At 72.5% G+C, this 21,581-nt stretch carries 17 protein-coding genes and 1 tRNA gene; 9 read left to right on the top strand and 9 right to left on the bottom strand.

Features of this window, described 5'->3' with window-relative positions; genetic code table 11:
• The first annotated feature begins 103 nt into the window (after positions 1–103).
• Positions 104–1,294: a PP2C family protein-serine/threonine phosphatase gene (locus ACSMTC_RS12385; protein ID WP_436559734.1), complete on the top strand. Its 1,191-nt coding sequence runs from the start codon at positions 104–106 to the stop codon at positions 1,292–1,294.
• A gap of 225 nt (positions 1,295–1,519) precedes the next feature.
• Here the strand turns inward: ACSMTC_RS12385 and dhaL are convergent, their stop codons facing one another.
• Entirely contained in the window at positions 1,520–2,140 is a 621-nt protein-coding gene (gene dhaL, locus ACSMTC_RS12380; RefSeq protein ID WP_436559733.1) for a dihydroxyacetone kinase subunit DhaL, read from the bottom strand.
• A gap of 31 nt (positions 2,141–2,171) precedes the next feature.
• Positions 2,172–3,167 carry a dihydroxyacetone kinase subunit DhaK gene (gene dhaK / locus ACSMTC_RS12375; RefSeq protein WP_436559732.1) on the bottom strand — a complete coding sequence of 332 codons (996 nt, stop codon included), beginning with the start codon at positions 3,165–3,167 and terminating at the stop codon, positions 2,172–2,174.
• Between the two features lie 128 nt (positions 3,168–3,295).
• Here dhaK and dhaM point away from each other — a divergent pair, with 128 nt between their 5' ends.
• On the top strand, positions 3,296–3,688 hold the full coding sequence (gene dhaM, locus ACSMTC_RS12370; protein WP_436559731.1) for a dihydroxyacetone kinase phosphoryl donor subunit DhaM: 393 nt from the start codon (positions 3,296–3,298) through the stop codon (positions 3,686–3,688).
• A 71-nt stretch (positions 3,689–3,759) separates the two neighbouring features.
• Here the strand turns inward: dhaM and ACSMTC_RS12365 are convergent, their stop codons facing one another.
• Positions 3,760–5,457, bottom strand: coding sequence for a bifunctional 3'-5' exonuclease/DNA polymerase (locus ACSMTC_RS12365; RefSeq protein WP_436559730.1), 1,698 nt, complete (start codon positions 5,455–5,457; stop codon positions 3,760–3,762).
• 473 nt (positions 5,458–5,930) lie between these two features.
• Here ACSMTC_RS12365 and ACSMTC_RS12360 point away from each other — a divergent pair, with 473 nt between their 5' ends.
• Entirely contained in the window at positions 5,931–7,964 is a 2,034-nt protein-coding gene (locus ACSMTC_RS12360) for a M3 family metallopeptidase (RefSeq protein ID WP_436559729.1), read from the top strand.
• A gap of 64 nt (positions 7,965–8,028) precedes the next feature.
• On the opposite strand, the gene ACSMTC_RS12355 is transcribed toward ACSMTC_RS12360, so the two are convergent.
• A complete protein-coding gene (locus tag ACSMTC_RS12355) occupies positions 8,029–8,742 on the bottom strand; it encodes a G1 family glutamic endopeptidase (RefSeq protein ID WP_436559728.1) in 714 nt (237 codons plus the stop codon).
• A gap of 261 nt (positions 8,743–9,003) precedes the next feature.
• Here ACSMTC_RS12355 and ACSMTC_RS12350 point away from each other — a divergent pair, with 261 nt between their 5' ends.
• Positions 9,004–9,966, top strand: coding sequence for a helix-turn-helix domain-containing protein (locus ACSMTC_RS12350; protein WP_436559727.1), 963 nt, complete (start codon positions 9,004–9,006; stop codon positions 9,964–9,966).
• 106 nt (positions 9,967–10,072) lie between these two features.
• Here ACSMTC_RS12350 and ACSMTC_RS12345 read toward each other — a convergent pair whose 3' ends face one another.
• Entirely contained in the window at positions 10,073–11,512 is a 1,440-nt protein-coding gene (locus ACSMTC_RS12345) for a glycoside hydrolase family 5 protein (protein WP_436559726.1), read from the bottom strand.
• Positions 11,513–11,611: 99 nt separating this feature from the next.
• Positions 11,612–12,265, bottom strand: coding sequence for a TetR/AcrR family transcriptional regulator (locus ACSMTC_RS12340; RefSeq protein ID WP_436559725.1), 654 nt, complete (start codon positions 12,263–12,265; stop codon positions 11,612–11,614).
• Positions 12,266–12,483: 218 nt separating this feature from the next.
• Here ACSMTC_RS12340 and ACSMTC_RS12335 point away from each other — a divergent pair, with 218 nt between their 5' ends.
• Positions 12,484–13,731, top strand: coding sequence for an acyl-CoA dehydrogenase family protein (locus ACSMTC_RS12335; RefSeq protein WP_436559724.1), 1,248 nt, complete (start codon positions 12,484–12,486; stop codon positions 13,729–13,731).
• 90 nt (positions 13,732–13,821) lie between these two features.
• Here the strand turns inward: ACSMTC_RS12335 and ACSMTC_RS12330 are convergent, their stop codons facing one another.
• Entirely contained in the window at positions 13,822–14,601 is a 780-nt protein-coding gene (locus ACSMTC_RS12330) for an enoyl-CoA hydratase/isomerase family protein (protein ID WP_436564661.1), read from the bottom strand.
• 421 nt (positions 14,602–15,022) lie between these two features.
• A complete protein-coding gene (locus ACSMTC_RS12325; RefSeq protein WP_436559723.1) occupies positions 15,023–15,592 on the bottom strand; it encodes a GNAT family N-acetyltransferase in 570 nt (189 codons plus the stop codon).
• Positions 15,593–15,773: 181 nt separating this feature from the next.
• Here ACSMTC_RS12325 and ACSMTC_RS12320 point away from each other — a divergent pair, with 181 nt between their 5' ends.
• A complete protein-coding gene (locus tag ACSMTC_RS12320; protein WP_436559722.1) occupies positions 15,774–16,394 on the top strand; it encodes a TetR/AcrR family transcriptional regulator in 621 nt (206 codons plus the stop codon).
• Between the two features lie 87 nt (positions 16,395–16,481).
• On the opposite strand, the gene ACSMTC_RS12315 is transcribed toward ACSMTC_RS12320, so the two are convergent.
• Positions 16,482–16,557: transfer RNA gene (locus ACSMTC_RS12315), tRNA-Arg, on the bottom strand.
• 595 nt (positions 16,558–17,152) lie between these two features.
• Here ACSMTC_RS12315 and ACSMTC_RS12310 point away from each other — a divergent pair.
• The 3 genes from ACSMTC_RS12310 to ettA all read left to right on the top strand — a co-directional run bounded on the left by ACSMTC_RS12310 (position 17,153) and on the right by ettA (position 21,480).
• The gene (locus tag ACSMTC_RS12310; protein WP_436559721.1) at positions 17,153–17,740 is read left to right on the top strand and encodes a single-stranded DNA-binding protein; all 588 of its coding nucleotides are present in this window, start codon (positions 17,153–17,155) and stop codon (positions 17,738–17,740) included.
• 345 nt (positions 17,741–18,085) lie between these two features.
• On the top strand, positions 18,086–19,492 hold the full coding sequence (locus tag ACSMTC_RS12305) for a Cys-Gln thioester bond-forming surface protein (RefSeq protein ID WP_436559720.1): 1,407 nt from the start codon (positions 18,086–18,088) through the stop codon (positions 19,490–19,492).
• Positions 19,493–19,815: 323 nt separating this feature from the next.
• A complete protein-coding gene (gene ettA / locus ACSMTC_RS12300; protein WP_436559719.1) occupies positions 19,816–21,480 on the top strand; it encodes an energy-dependent translational throttle protein EttA in 1,665 nt (554 codons plus the stop codon).
• Positions 21,481–21,581: the final 101 nt, after the last annotated feature.

The following is a 21,581-nucleotide window of genomic DNA, read 5'->3' as shown; positions in this document are numbered from 1 at the left end:
TGGGTCACGCTCTCGTACCGTATGGCAAATCAGATAAATAGCAGGGAATCCTGATATCGGCGCGCGCGCCGCAGTCGTGTGGTTCCTCCGATATGTTCGGTGTGTGCCCCGGTTCCGCCCCGCCCAGTCGCCCGCGAACCCTCGGCCGTCCGGGTTGCCACGGGCCAGGCGGGAGAGCGCGCTGCTCGCCACCGACCTGCAGGACCTGACCTTCCTGCGCCGAGCCGCTCCCGCGCTGCTGGCGGTCCTGGCGGTGTCGGCGACCGACTACTTCTCCGGGCAGGACCGCTATCTGGCGCCGCTGATGGTGGTGGTGCCGTCGATCGCCGCGCTCACGCTGCGCCCCGCCGAACTGCTGCTGGTCTGCTCACTCGGCCTCTTCGCCCTGCTCGGCCTGAGCCACTACGACCGGATGGACGACCTGCAGGACGGCCGGTTCCTCTACGGGGCGCTCCTCAGCTACATCGTGCTGACGGTGTTCAGTGCCTGGCTGGCCCGTCTGCGGATGCACCGGGCCGCCGCGTTCGCCGCCGTCAGCTCGGTGGCCGAGGCCGCCCAGCGGGCGCTGCTCAGCCTGCCGGGTCCCTCGGTCGGGCCGCTTCGGCTGGCCGTCCGGTACGTCTCGGCGGCGGACGCGGCACGGATCGGCGGGGATCTGTACTCGGTGCTGGACACCCCGCACGGCACCCGGGTGCTGGTCGGCGACGTCCGGGGCAAGGGGCTGGACGCGGTGCGGACCGCCGCCGTGGTGCTCGGCGCCTTCCGCGAGGCGGCGTACGACGAGAGGGGGCTGGCGGCGGTGGCGTCCCGGATCGAGGCCAGTGTCGAACGGCACGTGCCGGAAGGGGAGTTCACCACCGCGCTGTTCGCCGAGTTCCGTCGGCCCGGGACGATGCGGCTGCTGCACTACGGGCACGTCCCGCCGATCCGGGTCGGCCCGGACGGGACGGTGACGGTGCTGGAGGCCGCCGACCCGTGGGTGCCGCTGGGGCTCGGCAGGCTCGCGAGCGGCTCACCGCAGAGCGTCGATCTGCCGTTCGGTCCGGATGACGTCCTGGTGCTCTGCACCGACGGGGTGATCGAGGCCAGGCACCACAGGTCGGGCGAGTTCTATCCGCTGGCCGAGCGGGTGGGGCCGCTGGTGCGGGACGCCGCGCGCTCGGTGGCGGAGCTGGAGAGCGCGGTCGGGCGGGTCTACGCGGACCTGCTGACGCACACCGGCGGGGAGCTCGATGACGACGCGCTGCTGTTGCTGATCAGCCGGACGGATCTCGACTGGTCGCGGATCGGGTGAGCGGACCCGTGCGACGGCGCGGAGAGCCGCGCGACCGGCCGGACGGATCCGGTGACGGCCGGTCGCGCGGCTCTCCGTACGGCCTGGCTCTCCGTACGGCCTGGCTCTCCGTACAGCCTGGCTTCCCGTACGGCCTGGCTCTCCGTACAGTCGACGCGGTGCGGCTTCGCGCCGCCGGGCGCCGCGGGCCCCTCTGCCGCGCGCCCCCGGGCCGCGCCCGGGACCTCAGCCGGCGCGGGCGACCAGGGCGAGGGTGTGGAAGAGCAGGGCGGTGGAGGTCGCGCCGGGATCCTGGTGGCCGGTGCTGCGGGGGCCGAGGTAGGAGGCGCGGCCCTTGCGGGCCTGGAGCGGGATGGTGTCGCGCGCGCCCTGGGCGGCGGCCGCGTCCGCCGCGTCGGCCGCCGCGGGCAGACCGTCGCCGGCGGCCGCCTCGAAGGCGGCGACGGCCGGTGCCCAGGCATCCACGATGGTCTTGTCGCCGGGTGCGGCCCCGCCCAGTTGCTGGATCGCCAGCAGGCCCTCCGTCAGCGCGGCGGCCAGCTCGGCCGGAGTGGCCGTGGCCTGCGGCAGCGCCTTGCCCATGGCGCGGAACGCACTTCCGTACAGCGGCCCGGAGGCTCCGCCGACCTTGGAGATCAGCGTGGTTCCGGTCTTGGCGAGGACGGCGGCGATGGAGTCCGGCTCCAGTGCGTCGAGGGCCGTGACCACGGCGGTGAAGCCGCGGCGCAGATTGCTGCCGTGGTCCCCGTCGCCGATCGCCGAGTCCAGCTCGGCCAGGTACGACTCCTGCTGCTCGACGGCGGCGGCGGTCTCCCGGATCCAGGCGACGGCGAGTTCGGTGTCCACTACGGTGCTCCTCCAGGGGACGGGATCGGGGTCAGGACCAGTTCAGGGCCGGGGTGGCCACCGGGGCGTCCCACAGCTCCAGCAGTTCGGGGTCGGCCTTGGTCAGGGTCAGCGAGAAGCCGGCCATGTCCAGGCTGGTGACGTAGTTGCCGACCAGGCTGCGGGCGATCCGGATGCCGCGTTCGGCGAGCCTGTCGCGCACCTGGCCGTAGACCACGTACAGCTCCAGCAGCGGTGTGCCGCCGAGGCCGTTGACCAGGGCGATCACCTCGTCGCCCGCTGCCAGTTCGTGGTCGGTGAGGATGGTGTCCACCACCTCCGCCACCAGTTCGTTCACCGGACGGTGCTTCTCGCGTCGGCGTCCCGGCTCGCCGTGGATGCCGACGCCGACCTCGATCTCGTCCTCCGGAAGGTCGAAGCCGGGCTTCCCGGCCGCCGGCGTGGTGGCGGCGGTGAGTGCGACGGCGAAGGAGCGGGAGGCGGCGTTGACCCGTCGGCCGAGCTCGGCCACCTGGTCCAGGGGCGCGCCGCGTTCGGCCAGCGCCCCGGTGATCTTCTCCACCATCAGGGTCGCCCCGGTGCCCCGGCGGCCCGCCGTCCAGGTCGAGTCCTCCACCGCGACGTCGTCGTTGACCAGGACCGTGCGGATCTCGATGCCCTCCTCGGCGGCCAGTTCGGCGGCGAGTTGGAAGTTCATCACATCGCCGGTGTAGTTCTTGACGATCAGGAGTACGCCCTCGCCGCTGTGCACCCGCTGGGCGGCGGCCAGCACCTGGTCGGGTACCGGGGAGGTGAACACCTCGCCGGGGCAGGCGGCGTCGAGCATGCCGCGCCCCACGAAACCGACGTGCAGCGGCTCGTGGCCGGAGCCGCCGCCGGAGATCAGAGCCACCTTGGGGCGCCCGGGCCGTCCGGCTCTGGTGATCACGCGGTTGGGAATGTCCACCGCCAACTCCGGATGGGCGGCGGCGAGTCCGGCCAGCGCGTCCGTCAGGACGGTGTCCGGTGAGTTGATCAGCTTTTTCAAGGCACACTCCCTCGGCAGATCTTGAAGGTGACGTTACGCCAGCCGACACGGCTTGGTGAGCGATACGACACGCCGAGTCTCGAACTGGCCGTCGAGTGACGGGCGATGAAGCGGGCTAGGGTCGGAGCATGGTCAAGCACGTGGGTATCGTTCTCGTCTCGCACAGCCCCGCCATGGCGGCCGGACTGCGTGAGCTCCTCACCGAACTCGGCTCCGACGGCGTCACCGTGGCGATCGCCGCGGGCACCGAGGACGGCGGCCTGGGCACCAGCTACGACCTGATCGCCCGCGCGGTCGAGGAGGCGGACAGCGGCGTCGGAGTGGTCGTGGTGCCGGACCTCGGCAGCTCGGTGCTGACCGCGAGGGTCGTGCTGGAGGACGATCCGCGGGACGGGGTGGTGCTGGTGGACACGCCGTTCGTGGAGGGCGCGGTGGCGGCCGTCGTCACGGCCTCGGCCGGGGCGGACCTGGCGGCGGTGGTCGCGGCGGCCGAAGAGGCACGGGGCTTCAGGAAGTTCTGAGCGGCCCGGCCGCCGGAGAGGTGCGCCTCAGGGGCCGAAGGCCGCCCCTGGGGGCTGCCCCTTGCCCCTGATCACTTGGCGTCGGCGTAGCAGTCCGCGACGGTGGCGCTGAGCGGGAAGCGGACCGGGGTGTCGCCGAAGACCAGGACCCGGGCCTCCTCGGCGGAGTCCCGCACGGCCGCGACGACCTGGTCGGCCAGGTCAATCGGGGTGTGCACCACCACCTCGTCGTGCTGGAAGAAGACCAGGTGCGGCCGGTCCGCGCCGGACTCCAGCGCGGTCAGCCGCCGCCGGAGCGCGGCGAGCAGCGCGAGCGCCCAGTCCGCCCCGCTGGCCTGGATGACGAAGTTGCGGGTGAACCGCCCGCGCGCCCTGGCCGAGCGGCCGCCGGCCTCACCGCTGGTCTCGGGGGCCTCGATCAGGTCGAGCCAGTCGGCGGAGGGCGGCGGGCAGGTGCGGCCGAGCCGGGAGCGGACGATCCCACCGTCCTCTCCCGTCCGGGCCGCGGCCTCGACGTACCCCATGGCTGCGGGGTAGCGGCGGCGCAGGGTGGCCAGCAGCGGGCCGATGTCGCCGCTGGTCTGTCCGTACATCGCGCCGAGCAGACCGAGTTTGGCCTGCTCGCGGTCGCCCTGGAAGGCGGTGGCGGCGAGTGCGTTGTAGAGGTCGCCCTCGGCGGCGCTGCGGGCCAGCCCGGCGTCCTGGGAGAGCGCGGCCAGGACCCGCGGCTCCAGCTGGGCGGCGTCGGCGACCACCAAGGTCCAGCCGGGGTCGGCGACCACGGCGCGGCGCAGGATCCGGGGGGTCTGCAGCGCGCCGCCGCCCCGGCTGGCCCAGCGGCCGGAGACCACGCCGCCGGCCACGTACTCGGGGCGGAACCGGCCGCCCCTGGCCCAGGTGTCCTGCCAGGCCCAGCCGTGGGCGGCGTGCAGTCTGGAGAGCTCCTTGTACCGGGTCATCAGGCGGGCGGCGGGGTGGTCGACCCGGTTCAGCTCCCAGGAGCGGGTGGAGCCGAGCTGGATGCCCTGCTCGGCGAAGGCGCGCAGCACCTGGCTGTGCGAGTCGGGGTTGAACGGGCGGCCGCCGAGGGCCTGCTGCAGTTGGACCGCCAGTTCGGCCAGGAGGCTCGGCTGGGTGCCGGGGACGGCCGGGCGCGGACCGAGCAGCTCGGTGAGCAGCCGGTCGTGGACGTCGGCACGCCAGGGCAGCCCGTCGTGGGACATCTCGGCCGCCAGCAGGCCGCCGGCGGACTCGGCGGCCACCAGCAGCCGGAGGCGGGCGCGGGCCGCCGGGTCGGTGACGGCCTGGAGGCGGCGCTGCTGCTCGGCGTGGACGGCGACCACCGCCGACAGCGGGTCGGTGCCGGGCGGGAGTTGCAGGCGGTCCGGGGCGAAGAGGCCGTCCTGGTCGTCCGGGGAGGCGCTCTCGGGCAGGTCGGCGGGGACGGGCAGCCCGCGCAGCCTGGCCCAGGCGGCGCCGAGCGAGCGCGGCGCACCCCAGGCGCCGTCGTGGCCGAGCAGCAGGGCCTCGGTCAGCCGCAGGTCGTGGCAGCGGGCCAGGCGCAGCGGCAGCAGCGGTGCGTACGCGCTGTCGGCGGAGGACCAGACCCAGCGGGGCCGCTCGGCGGCCTCGCGCTCGGCGACGGTGGCGGCCAGCGAAGGGGTGCGGATGGGCGGGCCGAGCGGGGTGCCGTCCTCGGCGAGGGGCTGGAGGCGCCCGCCCGGGCCGTGCGGGTCGGGCACCAGTGCGGTGCGGGGGGCCGGGGTCACGGGGTCTCCTCCTCTCGGACGGGTGGTCGTTCGACGGTAACGCCCGGGACTGACAACCGGGGCATCGGCCCGGCTCCGGGGCGGCCGGTGCCCGGTGAGGCCGGTGGGCAGGGGCGTCCAGGGCGAGGCCGAAGCGGGCCTGGCGGTCGGCGGGCCGTTCGCCGGGCCGTCGCGCGGCTCACCCGGCCCGGCGTGGGCCCGGCGCCGCACCCCGGATGCCGGAGCCGGCCGGGCGGGGCCTTTGGAACGGGCCGGCCCCCGGAATGCGGCCGTCCTTTGGAAGGGCCGTCCTCTGGAACACGGCCGTCCCCCGGTCCTCACCGTCGCGGACGGCCCGGAGCGGCGAGCCGAGCGGCGCCTTCGGCCGGCTCCGCCCGTCTCCGCGGCCCGGGCCGGAACCGGGCGGCCGAGGAGGGCCGGGTGGGCCGATCGACCCGTAGGCAGCGGGCTTGACAGCGCGTAAGGTTCGGGCAATGAGCGACAACCCCTTCTTCGAGGCCAGCACCCTGGCCTACGAACTCCCGCCCTTCGCCGAGATCCGGGAAGAGCACTACCTGCCCGCCTTCGAGCGGGGAATGGCCGACCAGCTGGCCGAGATCGCGGCGATCGTGGCCGACCCCGAGCAGCCGGGCTTCGACAACACGCTGGTGGCGCTGGAGCGTTCGGGTGCGCTGCTGCGCCGGGTGCGGCTGGCCTTCGACAACCAGGTCGCCTCCGACGCCACTCCCGCGCTGCAGGAACTGGACGCCGAGATAAGCCCGCGGCTCGCGGCGCACGCCGACGCGATCCACCTCGACCCGGCGCTCTACGCCCGGGTGCGCGCCGTGTACGAGGCCCGCGAGAGCCTGGACCTGGACGCCCAGGCGCTGCGCCTGCTGGAGCGCCACCACACCCGGTTCGTCCGGGCCGGGGCCCGGCTGTCGGCCGCCGACCAGCAGCGGCTGCGTGAGATCAACGCCCAGCTGGCCTCGGACGCGACCACCTTCCGGCAGCACGTGTTCGACGACACCCGGGCCCGCGCCCTGGAGCTGGACAGCGCCGAGCGGCTGGCTGGCCTGCCCGCCGGCCAGATCGCCGCGGCCGCCGAGAACGCCAAGGCGCTCGGCCACCCGGACGGCACCTACGTCCTCAGCCTGAAGAACTTCTCCAACCAGCCCGAGCTGGCGGCGCTCACCGACCGGGCCGTGCGCGCCCGGCTGCTGGAGGCCTCGCTCGGCCGGGCCGTGGAGTCCAACGGTCCGGTGGCGATCCGGATGGCCTCGCTGCGCGCCGAGCGCGCGGCGCTGCTCGGCTACCCGAGCCACGCCGCGTACGTGGTGGCGGACGAGACCGCCGGTACGGTCGAGGCGGTGGACACGATGCTGGCCCGCCTGGTGCCCGCCGCGGTGGCCAACGCCGAGCGCGAGGCCGCCGAACTCGCCAGGGCCGCCGAGGCCGACGGCGTCACCGAGCTCGCCGCGCACGACTGGGCCTACTACTCGGAGCGGGTCCGCAAGGCCGTCTACGACCTGGACACCGCCGCGCTGCGCCCGTACTTCGAGCTCGAACGGGTGCTGCGGGACGGTGTGTTCTTCGCGGCCAACCTGGCGTACGGGCTGACCTTCACCGAGCGGGAGGACCTCACCGGGTACCACCCGGAGGTCCGGGTCTTCGAGGTGTTCGAGGCGGACGGCAGCCCGCTGGGCCTCTTCCTCGGCGACTTCTACGCCCGGGAGTCCAAGGGCGGCGGCGCCTGGATGAACGAACTGGTCTCGCAGTCCGAGCTGCTCGGCCAGCGGCCGGTGGTGGTCAACAACCTCAACATCGCCCACCCCGCCCCCGGTGAGCCCGCCCTGCTGACCTGGGACGAGGTGCGGACGCTGTTCCACGAGTTCGGCCACGCGCTGCACGGCCTGTTCTCCGCCGTCCGCTACCCGCTGTTCGCCGGGACCGAGGTGCCGCGCGACTTCGTGGAGTTCCCGTCCCAGGTCAACGAGATGTGGATGGACTGGCCCGAGGTGCTGGCCAACTTCGCCAGGCACCACGAGAGCGGCGAGGCCCTGCCGGCCGAGGTGGTGGCCAGGATCGCCGCCGCCGAGCGGTTCGGCCAGGGCTTCCGTACGGTCGAGTACCTGGCCGCCGCGCTGCTGGACTGGGCCTGGCACACGGTGCCGGCCGGTCAGGAGATCGCCGACGCCCAGGAGTTCGAGGCCGAGGCGCTGTCCAGGGCCGGCCTCGCGCTGCCGGCCGTCCCGCCGCGCTACCGCACGACGTACTTCAGCCACATCTTCGCCAGCGAGTACAGCGCGGGCTACTACGCCTACATCTGGTCGGAGGTGCTGGACGCGGACACCGTCGAGTGGTTCCGCACCAACGGCCGCACGGTGCGTGAGAGCGGTGGGGTCTTCCGGGCCGAACTGCTCTCGCGCGGTGGCAGCAGGGACGCGCTGGACTGCTTCCGCGCCGTGGTCGGCCGCGAGGCCGACATCGCCCCGCTGCTGAAGCGGCGCGGGCTCGCCGGGGCCTGATCCCCGCTCACCCGTGGTACCGGTCCGTCGCCGCGCCGGCGCGGCGACGGACCGGGGCCGGTGGTCAGTTCGCCGGGACGATGGAGAACGAGCCGTTCTGCAGAGCGGTCTCGGTGTACTGGCCGCTGTCGATGGCCTGCGGCGAGTACGCGTCGAAGGCCTGCCCGTTCACCGTGACGCCGCTGAAGTCCAGGCTGTTGAAGGACGGGTAGCTCTGGGACGGCGACTCGATGACCGCCTCGGCGCTCACGTTCTGGGCGTCCAGCGACTGGTCGGTGGTCTCGGTCCAGCCCTTGGTGTTGTCGGTGAGCTTCAGCGAGTAGGAGCCGTTGCCGTTGGAGACCACGCTGCCGGTGAAGCTGTCACCGGCGTCCACCGGGTCGTTGAAGTACTGCGGCGGGGCCGGGTACATCTCGTACCAGCCCGAGTAGACCGGTGAGCCGCTGGAGCAGTCCACCTGGACGCCGGTCTGCTCCACCGTCTGCGAGCCGTAGCCGTCTATGCCGACCCAGGGTGCGAACAGGTCGTTCGAGGTGTTGCACTGCACCTGCGGCATGGTCCAGGAGCCGGTGACGGTACTGAAGTTGCTGCCCTGGGCGACGTACCCGCCCCAGACGCTGTCGGCGTAGTTGTGCGAGCCGCGGGGGTGATGGCCGTAGTAGTGCACGGCCCGCGCGGAGTGGGCGGGAGTGGCGGCACTCGCGGGGGTGGCGAGCGTGGCGGCGGAGACGGCGAGCACGGCGGCGGCCACGGAGCCGGCGATACGGAATGCGGGCATGGAGAACTCCTGGTGGGGGTCGAGGACTTCGGCGCACCACCGGACCGGTGTGGGGTCGGCACCCGGCGGAACGCTGTCGCCAAGAGTGCGGGCCGCCCGGCCCCGGACGGAAGGCAATGAGCGGGTCAGGAACGCGTCATGGCGGGTACATGTCTTGTCGCCGGTCCCTTGCGTTCGTCCGTCCGATGACACAGAGTCGGAGCAGAGTCGGACTCCACCAGCGGACTTCTCGTTCAGGACGGGTCCGGGAAGGGGGCACCGATGCCGGAACTCGCTGGGGCCAGATTCGCCGGGCTGGGTATCGGCGCGGACGCGGAGGAGCTGTACCTGCGGCTGCTCGACGCCGGCAGCGCCTCCGCACAGCAGCTCGGGGCCTGGGCCGGGCTGAACGCCGAACGCTCGCTGGCCGCACTGGAGTCGCTGGCCGACCACGGCCTGGTGGCGCGTCCGGCCGGAGGGCAGCGGCGCTGGACGGCCGCCGCGCCCGATGTGGCGCTGGAGGAACTGCTGCTCCAGCGCGAGGTCGAACTCCGCCGGGCCCGCGGGCGGATCAACGAGCTGATGCGCACCTACCGCCGGCGCCAGTCCGGGATGGGCGAGCTGGTCGAGGTGATCACCGGACGCGAGGCGATCGCCGAGCTCTGGCGCAGCCTTCAGCTGGGTTCGCGCGAGCAGTTGCGGGTGCTGGACCGGCCGCCCTACATCCGCCGCTGCGATCCGGAGACCGAAGGTTCCCTGCTCGGCCGGGGTGTGACGACGCGGGTGGTGTACGAGAGCCGGGTGCTGCGCGAGCCGGACCGGGTGGCCGAGGTCCGCGGCTTCATCCGGGGTGGTGAACAGGCCCGGATACTGCCGGAGTTGCCGCTCAAGCTGGCGGTGGTCGACGCGCGCTGGGCGGTGCTGCCGGTGAGCGCGGGCACCGAGCTGCAGCACGTGCTGCTGGTCAGGCCGTCCTCGCTGCTGGACGCGCTGATCGGGCTGTTCGAGCTGTACTGGTCGCAGGCCATGCGGTTCCCGGCGGCGGACGCCGAGAGCGAGCCGGAGGACCGGCGTCAGCGTCTGCTCGGCCTGCTGGCCGCGGGGCTCACCGACGAGAGCATCGCTCGCCAACTCGGGGTCTCCACCCGCACGGTACAGCGCTGGGTGCGGGAGCTGATGGACCGCTTCGGCGCCCGGACGCGCTTCCAGGCGGGGATCCAGGCGGCGCGGGCCGATCTGCTCTGAGCGGGTTCCCGGGCGCGGGGCAGTGCGCCCGGCCTCCGTCCGGTCCGCCGCGCTTGGTCCCGCGCCCGGTCCCGCTTCCCGGCCGGGGTCGCGGCCGGTCGCGTGCTCAGCTGACGGTGACGGTGACGTGGGTGCCCGGGGCGGTTCGCGGCAGCAGGATCCAGGCCAGGCCGAAGCGGTCGGGGCCGGGCTGCTCGATCACCACCGCCGAGGCGCGGGCACCGTCGACGCTCACCCGGGCCGGGTGGCCGCCGGCCGGGAGCACCACCTCGGTCCAGCCCGGACGGCCGGTGGTGAAGGTGAGGCGGTAGACCCCGTCCTGGTAGTCCTCGGTGCCGGGGAGTCCGGCGAGGGCGGCGGCGTACGGGCCGAAGGCGGGTCCGTCCCCGGGGGCCGGCCGGCCGTCCGGGCCGAGCGCGCAGTAGCCGCCGCTGCCGCGGCACCAGTACCACATCGTCCAGGCGGTGGCGAAGCCGGTCATGGCGGCGACCTGCCGCCGCACCAGCAGGGTGTTGCCGGGGGTGCGGGAGTCGGGCGGCCCCCACTCGCCGACCAGGAGGGGCAGCCGGCCGGCCCGGGGGTACGCGGTGACGGCGGCGGTGTAGTGCTCGATGAAGCCGTCGGACGGGTCCCAGTCCTGGCCCGCCTCGACCGCCGTGTCGTAGAAGTGCGGGGCGTAGCCGAGCCTGGGGGCACCGGCGCGCGGGTCCGCGAAGACCGGCAGCCGGGTCGGTACGCCCAGGCCGACCAGCACCGTCGGCTCGACGAACAGCCAGGAGCGGGAGTCGGCCCGGCGGATCGAGGCGATCAGCCGCCGGTACATCCCGGCGAGCCGTCCCTGCTCCAGCTCGGCGGCGGAGGCCGCCAGCACGGCCGGATCGCCCGGGTCCCCGTCGATCGGACCGAACGGCTCGTTGAACAGGTCGTACCCCAGCAGGGCGCGGTGGCCGCGCAGTTCGCGGGCGATCCGGGTGTAGAAGTCGCTCTGCCACCGCCGCAGGTCGGGGTCGTCGTAGAGGTGCCGGAAGGCGGCCTGTACGGCGGGTTGGTAGTACCCGGCGAACCAGTCGTGCGGGTCCGGGGTGAACGGGAGCCCGTCGTCGCGGGTGGCCCAGAGCGGGATGCCGCGGTCGCCGCCGCCGAACTTCGGCCCGTACACGTCCTGGTGGAAGTCGATCACGGCCAGCAGCCCGTACTTCCCCGCCCAGTCCAGCAGCCGGCGCAGCCTGGCGGTCTCGCCCCGGTCGTAGACGTCCCGCGCGGGTTCCAGGCGGGCCCAGGAGACGGCCACCCGGATCAGCGTGAAGCCGTGCGCGGCGATGGATCTGACGTCGTTCTCGGTGGTCTCGTCGTACTTGTCCACGTTGAAGCCGCGCAGCTGGAGTGCCCGGCCGCTCGGATCCGCCAGCACGGTACGGCCGTCGGCGGCCGTGACGGTACCGGTGGGGAAGTGCTCCAGGGGTGCGGCCTCCGGGGCGGCGGCGGTGCTGCCCAGGACGGCGGCGACGGCGAGGGTGAGTGCTGCGGCGGTACGGCGGACACGCACGGGGCACCTCGGCAGGGGAGGGGTGGTGACCGCCGATGATGCCCCACGCGGATGGGTCGCACAAGAGCTGAGGACGGCTCATGTTCCGTGAATTGCACGTCAGTTGGGAGGATCTCCGTCGGCGTCCGCAGTGGGCGGGACGGCGGCGGGCGGCAGCGGCGCGGCGGTCGCCAGCCGGCCCCAGAGCAGGTCGGCCAGGGCCCGCACCATGTGCGAGCGGGGGCAGGGCCGCTGTTCGAGCCACCAGTCCCCGGCGGCCAGCACCATGCCGGTGATCGCCCGGCCCCAGGCCTCGGAGAGCAGCGGGCCGTCCGCGCCGAGGTCGACCTGGGCCTGCACGGCCCTGGTGATCTCGTCGGCGATCCGCTTCAGCGCGGGTGCCAGCGCGTTCCCGGCGCCGGTGGGGTCGCCGGGTTCCGGGTGGGTCAGCAGCCGGTACACCTGCGGCCGGGACTCGATCGCGGCGAGGTAGGTGTCCAGGACGTGCTCGACCCGGTCGCGACGCTCCAGCGGCTCGTCGAGTGCCGCCCTGACGGCGGCCAGCAGACCGGAGGTGTGCCGCTCGGTCAGCGCTCTGATCAGCCCGTTCCGGTCGCCGAAGTGCCGGTACAGGATGGGCTTGGTGATCCCGGCCTCGGCTGCGATGGCGTTCATGCTGGCGCTCGGCCCGTCACGCTGGACCACCCGGTCGGCGGCGTTGAGCAGCTGCTCGCGGCGCGGCTCTCCGGGCGGTGCGGTGTCGGCGGTCGGCACGTACTGGCTCCTGGGGCGTGGGCACTGGGGCAGGGCGGGGGCGGGGCGTTGACACGCGTTACCAATGAGTAGCAGACTCCGGCGTGTTACCGGGGGTAACACCCGCAGTGGCGTGGACCACCCCGTGCGCCGGGACGGCGGCCGGCCGCACCGTCCCTCCGCCGGCACGGGCAGCCCGCCGAACACCCGCCAGGCACTCGTGACCGGAGGCAGGAAACATGAGCACCTTCTCCCTCGACCCGGGCGAGGACCAACTCGCCGTACGCGACTGGCTGCACGGCTTCGCCGCCGGCGTGATGCGACCGGCCGCCGCGGAGTGGGACGAGCGGGAGGAGACCCCGTGGCCGGTCATCCAGGAGGCGGCCAGGCTCGGCATCTACTCCCTGGACTTCTACGCCCAGCAGTACTTCGACCCCTCCGGCGTCGGAATCCCCATCGCCATGGAGGAGTTGTTCTGGGGCGACGCCGGGATCGGGCTCGCCATCGTCGGCACCACACTCGCCGCCGTCGCGGTCCTGGCCAACGGCACCGACGAGCAGATCGGCACCTGGGCACCGCAGATGTTCGGCACTGCGGACGACGTCAAGGTGGCCGCCTTCTGCTCCTCCGAACCCGACGCGGGCTCGGACGTCTCCGCGCTGCGCACTCGGGCCGTGTACGACCAGGCCAAGGACGAGTGGGTGCTGAACGGCACCAAGACCTGGGCCACCAACGGCGGGATCGCCGCCGTCCATGTGGTGGTGGCGACCGTGGACCCCGCGCTCGGTGCGCGCGGGCACGCCTCCTTCGTGGTCCCGCCCGGCACGCCCGGTCTGACCCAGGGGCAGAAGTTCAGGAAGCACGGCATTCGGGCCTCGCACACCGCCGAGGTCGTCCTGGACGACGTCCGGGTGCCGGGCCACTGCCTGCTGGGCGGGAAGGAGCGGCTCGACGGGAGGCTGGCGCGGGCCCGCGAGCAGGCGGCGCGCGGCGAGGCGGACGCGGCCGGCCCGGGGAAGCGGGGCGGGAACGCGGCGATGGCCACCTTCGAGGCGTCCCGCCCGGCGGTCGGCGCACAGGCCGTCGGGATCGCGCGTGCCGCGTACGAGGTGGCGCTCGACTACGCCCGGACCCGGGTGCAGTTCGGCCGTCCGATCATCGACAACCAGGGTGTGGCCTTCACCCTGGCCGACATGAAGACCCGGATCGACGCCGCCCGGCTGCTGGTCTGGCGGGCCTCCTGGATGGCCGCCAACAACCAGCCGTTCACCTCCGCCGAGGGCTCGATGTCCAAGCTGTACGCGGGCGAGACCGCGAAGTGGGTCACGGCGCAGGCGATGCAGATCCTCGGCGGCAACGGCTTCACCCGGGAGTACCCGGTCGAGCGGATGCACCGGGACAGCGCGATCTACTCCGTCTTCGAGGGCACCAGCGAGATCCAGCGGCTCGTCATCGCACGCAGCATCTCCGGGCTGCCGATCCGCTGACGCCCACGCTTCCGCGGTGTGCCAGGGCCTGCCGGGCCGTGCGGGGGTGTGCCGGGGAGTGTGCCGGGGCGTGTGAGGGCGTGCGGGGGCTCAGAACCGGGGCTCCCGGCGTTCCAGGAAGGCGGCCAGCCCCTCGTGCACGTCCGGCGCCCGGCGGGACCTGCGCTCCCACGGGGCCACCGCCGCCCGGGCCTCGGCCAGCCGGTCGCCGGCGGGCCCTCCGGCGGCCAGGACGGCCTTGGCCGCGCCGATGGTCTGCGGTGAACGCCGGGCCAGCAGTCGGGCGAACTCCGTTGCGCGGGAGTCGAGTTCACCGTCCGGAAGGACTTCGTCCACCAGGCCGTAACGCTCGGCCCGCTCGGCGGTGACCAACTCTCCGGAGAACAGCAGGTACTTGGCCCGGGCCGGCCCGACCAGCGCTGCCAGCCGGAGCGTCGGCACGGCCGGATAGACCACCCCGAGCTTGGCCGGGGTGATCCCCAGCCGGGCCCCCTCGGCGGCGAACCGGAGATCGCAGGCGACCGCCAACTGGCAGCCGCCGCCGACGCAGTAGCCGTGCAGCACGGCGATCGTCGGGTGCGGGAAGGCGGCCAGTGCCTCCTCCGCCGCGACGTTCACCGCGTGGTAGGCGTCGGCCCGGTCCGGGGTGCCGTAGATCCCGGCCAGTTCGGCGATGTCGGCGCCCGCGCTGAAGGTGCCGCCCGCGCCGGTCAGCAGCAGCGCCCGGACCTCCGGCAGCGCCGCGAGCCGTTCCAGGACGCCGGGCAGCGCCTGCCACATCGCCAGCGTCACCGCGTTCCGCCGCTCCGGGCGGTCCAGCACCAGGACCGCCACGCCGTCGGCCCCGACGTACGCGCGCAGGCCGTCCACTCCGGTGCCGACGGCGGTGCTTCCGGCCGGCGCCGCGATGGCGGGGGCTCCGGCGGTGGGCGCTGCCGCGCCGCCTGCTGGCGTTTCGGGTGCGCCGGCGGTGGGCGTCCAGGTGGTCTTGCCGCCGCCGGCGGCCGGCGGCTCGGCCGGAGCGGTGGTCGTGCCGGTGCGGCTCGGGTCGTGCTGGGACAAGGCGGCCTCCGGATTCCTCGGGTCGGCGCTCACCCTTCCACAGCGTGGCCCCGTGGACCACGGCGGTGGCTGTGATCTCGGCCAACCGGACGGTGCGGCCGGGGCGGCCACGCGGAGCGGCACCGGGGCGTGCGACCCTGCGACCGCCCCGGTCCTCCCACTGTCGCCTCGGCTCTCCGGCTGCCCGGCACCTGCGGAGCGGCCGGAGAGCCGGCGCGCTCCGGTCCGGTTATGCCTTCGGTGTGTCCTGGGTCCCGTCCTTCGGCCACTCGTGGGCCAGGACGGACCAGATCTCCTTGTCGTGCCGGATCCCGTTGTGCGGGAAGTACTCGCGCAGCACGCCGTCCAGGTGCATGCCTATCCGCTGCGCGACCGCCCGGCTGCGGGCGTTGCGGGTGCTGCACCACCACTCGACCCGGTGCATCCCGCGCTCGACCAGTGCGTAGTCGACCAGGTGGCGGACGGCGGCGCTGACCAGACCGCGGCCTTCGCCGGCGGCCTCCGCCCAGACGCCGATCTCGCAGTTGCCCGTCGTGGCGTCGAAGTGCACGAACATCACGCCGCCCACCAGCGTGCCCTCCAGCCAGATGCCGAAGATCCGGCCGGTGTCGGTGGCCTGCTTGTCCGCGTAGCCCTGCAGCGTGGCGCGGGCCGAAGCGAGGTCGGTCGACCGGGACGCCCACGGGATCCACGGGTCGGTGTTCGGACGGGCCCGGTCGATGTGGGCCAGGAACTCGGCGGCCTGCCAGGGTTCGAGCGGGCGCAGCTCGGCGTCGTCGGTGAGCGGGATCGCGTACACGGGGCCTCCGGTAGGGGCTTCGACAGGTTGTTCCGACGGCTTCTGACGGCTTTTCGCGGCCTTCAGCTGCCTTCGGCGGCTTGCGGTGGCTTTTCAGAGCAGGGCCGTACCCGGTCTCGGGGGAGGCCGGTACCCGCTGGAGAGGATACATAACAAACGTTTGGTAGGTACCATGTCGCCCATGACACCTGCCCGCGGAGACCATGACGCCCGACGTACCGACGTCTCCGAGGCCGTGTGGCGGGTACTGGCCGAGCGGGGTTTCGGCGGCCTGACGCTGCGGGCGGTGGCCGCCGAGATGAAGGCCACCACCGGGCTGCTCACGCACTACTTCCCGAACAAGCGCGCCCTGGTGACGCACGCTCTGGAAGTCCTGGAACGGCGCTCCGAGGGCCGTCCGCGTCCGGCGGTGGCGGCGCTGGAGGCCGCCGACGGGGCGGAGGCCCCGGCGTTGGAGCTGCTGCGGGCGGTCCTGCTCGACACCCTTCCGCTCACCCCGGAGAGCCGGGGCGGCAACCGGATCTGGGTCGGCTCCTGGGACGTGGCACTGGCCGACCCGGAGCTCGCCGCCGAGCACGCCGCGCGCTACCGGCGCTCACGCGAGCGGCTCACCGCGCTGATAGCCGACGCGCAGCAGGCCGGGGCGATGACCTCGGCCCGCCCGGCGGAGGAGTTGGCGGCGTCGGTGCAGAGCCATGTGCTGGGCCTCGTGGTGCAGGCGCTGCTGGCTCCGCAGGACTTCCCGCCCGAGCGCCAGACGGCCCTGCTGGACGCCTACCTGGAGTCGCTGCGCACGGCCTGAGCCTTCCGCACCCTGGGCCGCTCGTGCGGCCCGGCGGCTCTCGCTCGGAGACCGGACCGGAGGCCGGCCGGATTGCGGGGTGAGATGTGGTGCCCCCAGCAGGATTCGAACCTGCGACCTACCGCTTAGAAGGCGGGTGCTCTATCCGCTGAGCTATGAGGGCGTTACAGGGTGGAGTCAGCCCAGGTTGGGCTTCGGCCGGTTTGGGGTCTACCGGTGCGCACGCGGTGGCGACCGGTTGTTCCGGGACAGGATAAGGGTGTCCGGATACTCCTCCGAGTCTTAGGGCACCGGTTCGGGTGTGTCGGCCCCGGTGGAGCGGTCCGATAATCGCAGGTGGCGGCCGTGTCTGCAGCGCTCTGGGACGTTCTGGCGCCGGACGTTGTGCAGTCGTTACGGGGCTGAAGCCTCACCCGTTATGGATTTGGTGCGGAGAATCCGGGTCTGTCCTGTCTGGAGGGGGGCAGATATGGGTTCGTTCGGTTGGATGACAAGGTCGGGCGCATGTACTGGGCCACCCGTTCGGGGCTCGGACGGTTGGCCGCGAGCCATCCCTACTTGTCATGGCCTCGTTGCCCTGAAGTCGGACTATGGTTATTTTCCGTCTCTGATTCACTCCGGAGAGTTACTTCGGTTATCCACAGGGCCGGGTTATCCACAGGATTTCCCTTGGGGCTGGTGCGGATTTTCCATGCCGGGCACTCTCTCCTCGCGGCGGTGATTCCGCTTGGTTATTCCTGAGGAACGGAGAGTGTTCCGTGAACGAGACCTTGGTGACGATGGTCGGCAATGTCGCCTCCACCGTGAGCTATACGGAAACTCCAGCCGGCGTTCCGGTGGCCAACTTTCGGATGGCGGCCACCGAGCGCCGATTCGACCGGTCCACCGGTGACTGGGTGGACGGCGAGACCAACTGGGTCACCGTGGTGGCCTGGCGCTGGCTGGCCGCCAACGTGGTGAGTTCGGTGAGCAAGGGGGATCCGGTCGTGGTGAGCGGCCGGCTGCGGGTCCGCGAGTGGGGCGAGGAGGAGAAGCGGCGCTCCGTGGTGGAGATCGACGCCCGGGCGATCGGCCATGATCTCGGGCGCGGCACCTCGGCGTTCCGCTGGGCGGTGCAGGCCAGGCCGGAGCTGGTCGCGCCACGGCCTGAACGTGCCGACCCGCCCGCGGTGCCGGACTGGATCGTCGCGGCGGTCGGCGCGGGTGGGGTCGAGCAGCGTGCCGGGGCGGGTGGGGCCGACGCCGCGCGCGACGGGGCGGCCGGCGGCGCGGGGGAGGGCGGCCTGCCCGGTGAGTCCGGCGCGGGGCCCGGGTCGTCCGCCGTGGAGCCGGCCGTCGCGGTCTGACCCGGGGTGTCCGCCCCCGTCCCGGGCGCCCCCGTCCCGGGGTGTCCCCAAGTGGGGGAGCTGTGGTTCGGGTAGGGAGCGTTGATTGACGGTCTAAAGCTGGTTACCCGTCAAGTTCGGTCGAGTTTAAGCTCCTTGATAACAATACAGATACGGAACTGTCCTGGTTTGGCATGGAGGTTTGAGGGCCTCGGCGGGTCAATAGGATTGCGTCTGGTTCACACAGGTGCAGCGGCGTCACAGGGTGCGCCGCTTTGCAAGGCGGGCTGCCATCGGCAAGACCCAGCCCGAAGGGATCTCATGTTCCACAAGCAGGGGCGGGCTGTCTCCCGCATAGGCGCTGTCATGCTCGCGTCCAGCGTTGCGGTCAGCGCGGGAATGATCGCGGCAGGTGCGGCAGGTGCGGCTGTCGCGGCCGACGCGAACATATCGGGCGCCAAGGCGGTGCTGGTCGACGGGCCGCTCAAGCACGGCCAGTTCATCGATGTCGCCACCACGCGCGGCGGCAAGCGCAGCACCGAGCGCGCCCAGGGCGGGATCATCCAGCTGAAGACCGGTGACCAGACCCTCGACACCTACTGCATCGACCTGCACAACCCGACCCAGCGCGGTGCGAAGTACCAGGAGACCGGCTGGGAGTCGAGCTCGCTGGCGGGCAACGAGGACGCGGGGAGGATCCTGTGGATCCTCCAGCACTCCTACCCCCAGGTCAGCGCGGGCCAGCTGGCCAAGGACACGCAGATCGGCGGCCTGTCGGAGGACGAGGCCGCAGCGGGTACCCAGGCGGCGATCTGGCACTTCTCCGACGGTGCGGACGCCGTCCCGGAGGACGGCAAGGCGAACGAGCTGACCAAGTACCTCATCAAGAACGCGCAGCAGCTGGAGGAGCCCAAGCCCACCCTCAGCCTCGCGCCGACCTCCGTCTCCGGTAAGAGCGGCGCGCTGCTCGGCCCGATCACGGTCACCACCAACGGCTCCTCGGTGGACCTCGCCGTGGACGCGGACGGTGCCAAGGCCGGGCTCACCATCACCGACAAGGCCGGCAAGGCCATCACGAGCGCCAAGCCCGGAGAGGAGATCTACGCCAAGGCCCCGGTCGGCGGCACCCACGGCACGGCGACCATCAAGGCCACCACCGCGGCCCAGGTCTCCGTCGGCCGCGCCTTCACCGGCGTCAACGCGGACAACGTGCACAGCCAGACCCTGATCCTGGCGGGCTCCGAGGCGGTCCCGGCCACCGCCGGCGTCACGGTCAACTGGGCCCCGGCCGGCCCGATCCCGGCGGTCACCAGCAAGGTGGACTGCGTGCAGGGCGCGGTGGTCGTCACGGCCACCAACAACGGTGACCAGGACTACACCTTCACGCTCAACGGCAAGACCTACACGGTGAAGCCGGGCGGCACCACCAGCGTCCCGATCAAGGTGGAGGAGGACAAGCCGTACCACTTCACCGTCACCGGCCCGAACGGTTTCAAGCAGGACATCCAGGGTGTCCTGAACTGCAAGACCGACACCGCCATCACCACCCCCGGCTCCTCCGAGAGCCCCAAGCCCAGCCCCTCCCCGAGCTCGTCCACCGGCGGTGGCACGGGCGGTTCGACCGGTGGCTCGACCGGCGGCGGCCTGGCCTTCACCGGTGGTGGCAGTGAGACCCCGTGGCTGGCCGGCACCGCCGGTGCGCTGCTGATCGCCGGTGGCGGTGCGGTCTTCGCGCTGCGTCGCCGTGGCCGTCACAGCCGCACCTCGGCCTGACCCGCTCGCGGCCCGAGCCGATCTCGGCCCGGCCCACTCGCGGCCTGAGCCGCTTCCGCCCTGACCCGGCGGTCTCCGCCCCGGTCCGGTGAACCGAACCGCTACGGCGTCCCAGTCGCCGAAGCGCTGAGGTGCCGAGGGGCGCCCGGTCCCGTCCTCCGCATCGAGCGGAGGGCGGGACCGGGTCGTACCGGGAGTCCTGCGGGGCCGGCGGCCCGGTGGCCGGGGCCGCCCTGCCGACGGCCGTTCGGGACCTCCGCCGCCGTGCGGCAGAATGGAAAGCTGTAAGCCGAATACTCATGACGACGCCGGAGCGATCCCACGTGGCGGAATACATCTACACCATGCGCAAGGTGCGCAAGGCACACGGCGACAAGGTCATCCTTGACGACGTGACGCTCAGCTTCCTCCCCGGAGCGAAGATCGGCGTCGTCGGCCCCAACGGCGCCGGTAAGTCGACCGTGCTGAAGATGATGGCCGGGCTGGAGCAGCCCTCGAACGGCGATGCCTTCCTGTCGCCGGGCTTCACCGTCGGCATGCTCCTCCAGGAGCCCCCGCTCGACGAGTCCAAGACCGTCCTGGAGAACGTCGAGGACGGCGTCAAGGAGATCAAGGGCAAGCTCAACCGATTCAACGAGATCGCCGAGCTGATGGCGACCGACTACTCCGACGAGCTGCTCGACGAGATGGGCAAGCTCCAGGAGGACCTCGACCACGCCAACGCCTGGGACCTCGACGCCCAGCTGGAGCAGGCCATGGACGCCCTGGGCTGCCCGCCCGGCGACTGGCCGGTCACCAAGCTCTCCGGTGGGGAGAAGCGCCGCGTCGCGCTCTGCAAGCTGCTGCTGGAGGCCCCCGACCTGCTGCTGCTCGACGAGCCCACCAACCACCTGGACGCCGAGTCGGTGAACTGGCTGGAGCAGCACCTGGCCAAGTACGCCGGTACCGTCGTCGCGGTCACCCACGACCGGTACTTCCTGGACAACGTCGCCGGCTGGATCCTGGAGCTCGACCGCGGCCGCGCCATCGGCTACGAGGGCAACTACTCCACCTACCTCGAGACCAAGCAGTCCCGTCTGAAGGTCGAGGGCCAGAAGGACGCCAAGCGCGCCAAGCGCCTCAAGGAAGAGCTGGAGTGGGTCCGCTCCAACGCCAAGGGCCGTCAGGCCAAGTCCAAGGCCCGTCTCGCCCGTTACGAGGAGATGGCGGCCGAGGCCGACAAGATGCGGAAGCTGGACTTCGAGGAGATCCAGATCCCGCCGGGCCCGCGTCTGGGCAGCATCGTCATCGAGGTGGAGAACCTCAACAAGGCCTTCGGCGAGAAGATCCTGATCGACGGCCTGTCCTTCACCCTGCCGCGCAACGGCATCGTCGGCGTGATCGGCCCGAACGGTGCCGGCAAGACCACCCTGTTCAAGATGCTGCAGGGTCTGGAGACCCCGGACGACGGCAAGGTCAAGGTCGGCGAGACCGTCAAGATCAGCTACGTCGACCAGAACCGGGCCAACATCGACCCGAAGAAGACCCTGTGGGAGGTCGTCTCCGACGGCCTCGACTGGATCAACGTCGGCCAGGTCGAGATGCCCTCCCGTGCCTACGTCTCGGCGTTCGGCTTCAAGGGCCCGGACCAGCAGAAGCCGGCCGGGGTGCTCTCCGGTGGTGAGCGCAACCGCCTCAACCTGGCGCTGACCCTCAAGCAGGGCGGCAACCTGCTGCTCCTCGACGAGCCGACCAACGACCTCGACGTCGAGACCCTCTCCTCGCTGGAGAACGCCCTGCTCGACTTCCCGGGCTGCGCCGTGGTCATCTCCCACGACCGCTGGTTCCTGGACCGAGTGGCCACCCACATCCTCGCCTACGAGGGCGACAGCAAGTGGTTCTGGTTCGAGGGCAACTTCGAGTCGTACGAGAAGAACAAGATCGAGCGACTGGGCCCCGACGCCGCCCGTCCGCACCGGGCCACCTACAAGAAGCTGACCCGAAGCTGACACCCAGGTGCGACCACGGCCCGGCAGACCGCCCGCGCGGCGGCCTGCCGGGCCGCCGCCCGCGAGCCGACCGGTGGCCAACCGGTGGTCGGCCGGTGGGC

Source organism: Kitasatospora sp. HPM-01-4 (assembly GCF_051374625.1).
Lineage (GTDB): Bacteria > Actinomycetota > Actinomycetes > Streptomycetales > Streptomycetaceae > Kitasatospora.
The sequence above is the reverse complement of the archived record's forward strand: the minus strand, read 5'-3'. Positions and strand labels throughout refer to the sequence as shown.

What these genes read in the sequence shown, in the direction of transcription:
- ACSMTC_RS12305 (WP_436559720.1), top strand. Translation starts at nt 18,086, where the DNA reads ATGCTCGCGTCCAGCGTTGCGGTCAGCGCGGGAATGATCGCGGCAGGT.
- ACSMTC_RS12320 (WP_436559722.1), top strand. Translation starts at nt 15,774, where the DNA reads ATGACACCTGCCCGCGGAGACCATGACGCCCGACGTACCGACGTCTCC.
- ACSMTC_RS12350 (WP_436559727.1), top strand. Translation starts at nt 9,004, where the DNA reads ATGCCGGAACTCGCTGGGGCCAGATTCGCCGGGCTGGGTATCGGCGCG.
- dhaM (WP_436559731.1), top strand. Translation starts at nt 3,296, where the DNA reads ATGGTCAAGCACGTGGGTATCGTTCTCGTCTCGCACAGCCCCGCCATG.
- ACSMTC_RS12355 (WP_436559728.1), bottom strand. Translation starts at nt 8,742, where the DNA reads ATGCCCGCATTCCGTATCGCCGGCTCCGTGGCCGCCGCCGTGCTCGCC.
- ACSMTC_RS12360 (WP_436559729.1), top strand. Translation starts at nt 5,931, where the DNA reads ATGAGCGACAACCCCTTCTTCGAGGCCAGCACCCTGGCCTACGAACTC.
- ACSMTC_RS12335 (WP_436559724.1), top strand. Translation starts at nt 12,484, where the DNA reads ATGAGCACCTTCTCCCTCGACCCGGGCGAGGACCAACTCGCCGTACGC.